The 5875-nt window shown below is 34.0% G+C and carries 4 protein-coding genes and 1 pseudogene; 1 reads left to right on the plus strand and 4 read right to left on the minus strand.

Annotation, left to right across the window (positions count from 1 at the left end; genetic code table 11):
• Positions 1 to 279 precede the first annotated feature (279 nt).
• Positions 280 to 556, minus strand: a pseudogene (locus tag LEP1GSC059_RS15730) (transposase family protein); the annotation flags it as partial.
• On the minus strand, positions 544 to 1029 hold the full coding sequence (locus LEP1GSC059_RS24385) for a helix-turn-helix domain-containing protein (RefSeq protein ID WP_020981046.1): 486 nt from the start codon (positions 1027 to 1029) through the stop codon (positions 544 to 546). The pseudogene LEP1GSC059_RS15730 and the gene LEP1GSC059_RS24385, both read right to left, overlap by 13 nt.
• A gap of 981 nt (positions 1030 to 2010) precedes the next feature.
• Here LEP1GSC059_RS24385 and LEP1GSC059_RS15740 point away from each other — a divergent pair.
• A complete protein-coding gene (locus tag LEP1GSC059_RS15740; RefSeq protein WP_020981050.1) occupies positions 2011 to 3885 on the plus strand; it encodes a RecQ family ATP-dependent DNA helicase in 1875 nt (624 codons plus the stop codon).
• 1118 nt (positions 3886 to 5003) lie between these two features.
• Here LEP1GSC059_RS15740 and LEP1GSC059_RS24390 read toward each other — a convergent pair.
• Both LEP1GSC059_RS24390 and LEP1GSC059_RS24395 read right to left on the minus strand, forming a co-directional pair.
• Positions 5004 to 5516: an IS630 family transposase gene (locus tag LEP1GSC059_RS24390; protein WP_155243402.1), complete on the minus strand. Its 513-nt coding sequence runs from the start codon at positions 5514 to 5516 to the stop codon at positions 5004 to 5006.
• Positions 5513 to 5875: winged helix-turn-helix domain-containing protein (locus LEP1GSC059_RS24395; protein ID WP_020981049.1), on the minus strand; the 363-nt coding region annotated here is incomplete at its 5' end. The genes LEP1GSC059_RS24390 and LEP1GSC059_RS24395, both read right to left, overlap by 4 nt.

The raw sequence follows: 5875 nt of genomic DNA on the forward strand, positions 1-5875 counted from the left end.
TACATATTTTTGAGCTGTTGAAATTACAATTTAAAATTTTAATTAAAACGAATAGTAAATTCAAGAACAATAAATGAATTAACGTAATTTAGAGAAACTCAGTTTTCAATATATTAGAGTTGTTGAAAAATTAGTAATTAAAACGTTTATTAAAAAATAAATGAAGGTTCCAAAGCCCTGCGGCTAAAACAAAAACGAGATGTTTAAAGTCTTTTCTAAAACATCTAATGACATCCGATGTAATTCTAAATCTTTTAATATCGGCAAAAGCATTTTATACGAAAATCCTTTTTTTACTAATTCTTGTATTCTTTGCTTTTTGTGTAGCGGTAAGTTCTCTTTTCTTAGGTTTCTTTTTCGGTTTGATAATATTCACTTTTTTTGATGTCTTTTCAATTCCTTCAAAACCGGAGTCAAGGATACATACCACATCTTTAGGAATCGCAGAAGTAATCATCGTATTCTCCGCAACTTTAAGATCGTGCGTTTTACCAGATATCGTGTTCGATAAGAATAAGATTGCTTTATCTTTATTTGTCAAAATTAAGTTTTTAATCGTATGTCTTTTCTTTTTTCCAGAGTAGAATTTTTTCTGTAAATCCTTACCTGTTGGGCCTTTTCTGTTCCATCTATGATTACATACTTCAGTTTTTTTAACTTCTTCAACTTTTTTTTGAGATCGGAAATTTCATTTGCGGGAAGAGTATTCATTGAACCAAGTGAAAGAAATAAAACTTCCGCCAAAAGCTTTACCAACTTACAAGCAGTAGTCCTATCCATTTTAAATACCGCTCCCAAGACGTCGTAGGTCGGATAAGTTTTTAGATAAAAAAGAATAAAAAATAAATTCTCTTCTATATCCTGTAAGATTGATTTTCTACCTTTGGTAAAATTATGTTTTATTTCTTCTTTCAAAGATAAATACGCAAGACCAAATGGAACACAAAGTGTTTTGAATTCTTGATGGGAGACACCAAACAAGGCTTGCGACATTCTAGGATTCTTTAAAACTTTTTCTTTCGATATCATTACACATAGAGTTGTATCTTCAGGTATCGGTACAAGAATTTTACCAATTTTTCAACAACTTTATTATAAAAAGGTAATAATTCCGAAATTAAAAAAATGTAATTTGTAGTAGTTCCTACACACAGGAAACGTGTTTTACTATTTTAACGTGAATTCGGTGTAAGAAATCTTAGGTCAATTTTTTCGTAAAAAAATAGATGTGGGAACTCTCACAAATCGTGAATTTGCAATTAAACTTTGAAAATTGCGGGAACTACTATAAAAGAATCATCATCTATCAGATTTTTGCACAAAACCGCTGTTTTGCGGCTATTATCAAAATTTAAATCCCATTGTAAGGTGAGTTCGGCGCGAGTAAAAAATTTCTAAAAGTGTGAGTTCCCACATCATTTTACAGACAAACCTAAGTTTGTGGTAGTTCCCCAATTGTTTTACAAGAAAACTTTTTGATAAAATCGCAGTAGTTCCCACGGAAGCTGTCGCTTTACTATTTTAAGGATTGAGTAGTAACATTTCTTATTATTTTCACTTGAGTAACTTGAAAGGGATCGATGCGAGGAAGCTCAGCAGAGTGGCTCTCTCAAACTCAGTGTCTCGCTTCTATAGTCGCTCGACAGATCGCGTTGAACTCAGTAGAACTCTCTCTATGGATCCGTTCTAAATTAAAACTTAAGTTGAAATATCGTATTAAATTTCCTGCATGCAATTTATTGACTAGAGCTGAGAGTCCAGCCCGACTGCCTGTGGAAGTTCGCCCAGATTTTCTTACATCGAACTCACGTTAATTTAAGAGTATTTGAATTTCCTTTAAGTTTCTAGCTCATGCACGAGTTTCCACATTTAGGAACTTAAAATAAAATTTACACGATACCAGAATTTTTAAAGTTTCTTTTAAAAAGAGACTGACTTTAGGACAAAATTTTATATTTATAGTTTAATTGAAAGTAATCAAACAATCGAATATTTACGACTCCAGATCCAATGAATTCAGAACAAAACCAAAATATTCAAAATTTAGAATATATTCTCAAAAAAAAATGGGGATTATCCAAGTTTAGATCCGGACAAAAAGAGGCGATCGAATCCTTAATTGCTGGAAAAGATACATTAGCTATCCTTCCAACGGGAGGAGGAAAATCTCTCATATATCAATTTCCGGCAATTTTAGATGAAACCTCATTGACGCTTGTAATTTCTCCTTTGATCGCATTGATGAAAGATCAGGTAGATTCGCTCAAGGCAAAAGGAATCGCGGCGGAATATTGTAACTCTACTCAGGACGATTTAGAACAACTAAGAATTTTAAGCAGAGCCGCTACTGGAAAAATCCGAATTTTATATCTTTCACCCGAAAAGGCGCTTGGAAGACAGGTGTTTGAAATTCTTTCGAAATTTCCTTTGGCAAGAATTGCTGTAGATGAAGCGCATTGTGTGTCTCAATGGGGGCACGATTTTAGACCCGAATATAGAAAGTTATACGAACTAAGGGACAAATATCCAAAATCGATACCTATAATCGCGTTAACCGCCACTGCTACGTCCAAGGTCATCAAGGACATATCGGATTCGTTAGGACTCAACAATCCAACACTGATCAAAGGAAGTTTTTATAGAGAAAATCTTAGATTTTCGGTTCGTTTTCCTCAAAACGAAATTTCAAGAGAAAATGAACTTTTAAAACTTTTGATCCAAGGAAACTTTCAAAAAATCTCAAGTGGAAGAGCGATCGTCTACTGTGCAACTAGACAAAAAGTGGAAATGGTTTATGGTTTTCTAAAGAAGAATGGATTCAAAGTAGGCAAATATCACGCAGGAAGAACCGATTCTAGTAGGGAGAGAACACAGGATGGATATAACAACGGAAAGACGAATGTTTTAGTGGCGACTAACGCGTTTGGAATGGGATTGGATAAACCAGACGTTCGTTTAGTAGTTCATTATCAGATACCTGCATCTTTGGAAAGTTATTATCAAGAAGCGGGTAGGGCTGGAAGGGACGGAAAATCGTCCGATTGCGTTCTTTTTTATCATCCTTCCGATCTTGTAACACAAGGTTTTATAATAGGAAAAGAAAACAATCGAAAAGGAGGAGAAACGTTACTCTCTCATTTAAAAGAATATTCCATTTCTAACAAATGCAGACAACAAACACTTTGTTCTTATTTTGACGAAGAGGTATTGCCATGTAAAACCTGTGACATCTGTTTAGCAAAAGAATCTGCAGAATCTTTTTTTGCAGACGAAAGAGATCAGTTTTTGGAAAGAGAAAAAAACAAACGATTAAAACAAGAAGTAAGGGAAAGATATGATTTCTCAAAGGAAGAATTAAGAACGATTGAAAAAGTATTAGAACAAATTCCAGGTAAGTTTGGTAAAAGAATGATTGTAGGAGTCTTGCGTGGTTCTAGATCCAACGAAATTCTGAGAAAAAAATTGGATCGTTTAGTCGAATACGGTTCTTTACGTTCCATTGCGGAAGAAGCGATTCTGAAAATCTTGGACGAATGGATTTCAGAAAAAAAAGTAAAAATCGTAGGGGATAAATATCCTAAATTAATCCTTTCTTCCACGGTGATTCCAAAGGTTCCCCGTAAGAAAAAAAGTTTGGATGCAGAAAACGAAAAAAAAGCGATCCCTGCCAAAAACTTGATTCAAGAATTAAAAAATTTTCGAGATAGAGAAGCCAGAAGAAGAAAATGGAAAAAGTTTATGGTGCTTCAAAATCCTGTCATTGTTCAAATTGCAAAGGTAATGCCGGAGACTCCGGAAGAATTGTCTTCTGTAAAAGGAATGGGTGTTGCTAAGGTAGAAAAATTTGGCAATGATATTTTAAGAATATTAGAAAAATGGAAATAATAGACAGGATCTTTGTGGGCGGTTTATAATTGGATGATAATTATATAATAGAATTGTTGAAAAATTTCATAATGGGGATTAACAAAAATACTTCAATCGACTGTTCCCATAATACAGAAATAGATAGAGAATTCATTTTCAACAATTCGATTCGATATTTTATATGAGAATCCGATTTACTACTCGGACGCATAAATAGAATACTTAGGTTAAATTGTTTCAATAATTTGAATGTTTTAGCCATGCTCTAAAATGTCGCAAATCCCGCTATTTTTTCCCAAAATTCGACCGTTAATAACTTAGTATCATGTTTATGCGTTCGAGCAGTATAACATTTTATATAAAAATATCATAATATTATAAGCACAGTTGGGATCCAAATTTTGGACATATAGTTCTGAGTAGAATTTTTATTTTAAGTGGAATTTTAAATAAAATCTAAAAAGAATTATCGTTCAAATAAATTTTTAAATAAAATTCTCGCTTGGGGAACCAGCACAAAAGATGAAAATACTATTTTATAAATTCCTTTAGGAATTGGACTTTTGTAAAATTGAAAGAAGACAAATTACTAACAAATGAATTTTTCTTTGTAAACGTATTTTAGAATATTGAGTTTTTTAAATTTAAAATTCTACAAAAGCCATCTCAAAAATATCTTAGAAGAATCGGATCGGTATTTCAAGCAAAGATAAAGTATTTTTGAAATGACTTTTAATCGATTATTAGGGCGTGCCTCTGCGTTCAAATTTCTCGAAAAAAAATGTTTTCTGATTTTAACGCAGAGTCGCGTGTTTACGGGCTCGCGGATTCCCGCTCGTTCTCTACAAGAACGCTTCGCGCCCTCCAACCCGCTCACGCGAAAAATAAAACGATAATTACTGAATTATAGATATGGATTGAAAATAGAATTTATGCTAGTTCTGAATAACGTTGAGTTCGATATAAGAGAACTTTTTCTAAAAGTAATAGTTCCTACATTCATTTATGGAAAGAATGGATCCTAATTTTTAGTTTCTAAAGTCTAAAAAACGGTGGAGTTCCCACATTTTCAAAATCAACTGTAAAACCCGAGTGGTTCCCACAGATTACTGACATTTGCATAATATATCACCAATTTAAATAGACAACCGAGCTTGATTCCAGAATGATTTAACAGGATTAATTCTACGTTTCAATTTTCTTAATGAACGTTTAGCTTCTTTTTTCAAAGTTTCAAAGGATTCCGGACAAAAGTTAGGAAGAAGATATCGTTTCCATTTACCCCAAACATATTCGACAGGATTTAGTTCTGGAGCATAAGGAGGTAGAAATTCAATTGTTATTCTACCATTCAAAGAGTTAATGAACTCATTGACTGCCAAGGAACGGTGAATATTGATTCGATCCCAGATGATGATCAATTTCCCGGGGATATTGCGAAGTAGGGACTTAAGAAAACAAATAATATCTTCTTGTTTAGCCGCTCCCTTTAATATTTGAAAATATAAATTCCTTTGTGTAATTGCTCCGATTACGGAAATCTTTTTCCAAGACCCTACATGTGTAAGAACAGGCGTTTGTCCTACGGGGGCCCATGTGCGAAACACGGTAGGTATTTGCGTTAAACCGCTTTCATCGATAAAAACTATCTTTCTTCGCTCTTTTTGGGCTTTTTTTTAACTTTCAGCCAACGACGCTTCTTCCAATTCGAGATCGCTTTTTCATCTCGTTCTTTAGCTCGTCGAATCGGCTTTTGTACACTAAAACCAATTCTACGTAATATTTTCCATACATGATCCGGATGATAGTGGATACAGAACTTCTTTTCTATTAACTTTGCTACACGACGACAAGTCCAAATCGGAGTATCGAAGCCGTGTTTCATTGGACCTTCGATTAACATGCACGTGAGTTCTTCTACTTGCGATTCCGTCAAGCGAGGAAGTCTACCGGCTCGACCGTTCCAAAGAACAGATTCTTCGCCTCCTTCCTCTACTTGTTTCTCCCA

Source organism: Leptospira noguchii serovar Panama str. CZ214 (assembly GCF_000306255.2).
GTDB lineage: Bacteria > Spirochaetota > Leptospiria > Leptospirales > Leptospiraceae > Leptospira > Leptospira noguchii.

What these genes read in the sequence shown, in the direction of transcription:
- LEP1GSC059_RS24385 (WP_020981046.1), bottom strand. Translation starts at nt 1,029, where the DNA reads ATGATATCGAAAGAAAAAGTTTTAAAGAATCCTAGAATGTCGCAAGCC.
- LEP1GSC059_RS15740 (WP_020981050.1), top strand. Translation starts at nt 2,011, where the DNA reads ATGAATTCAGAACAAAACCAAAATATTCAAAATTTAGAATATATTCTC.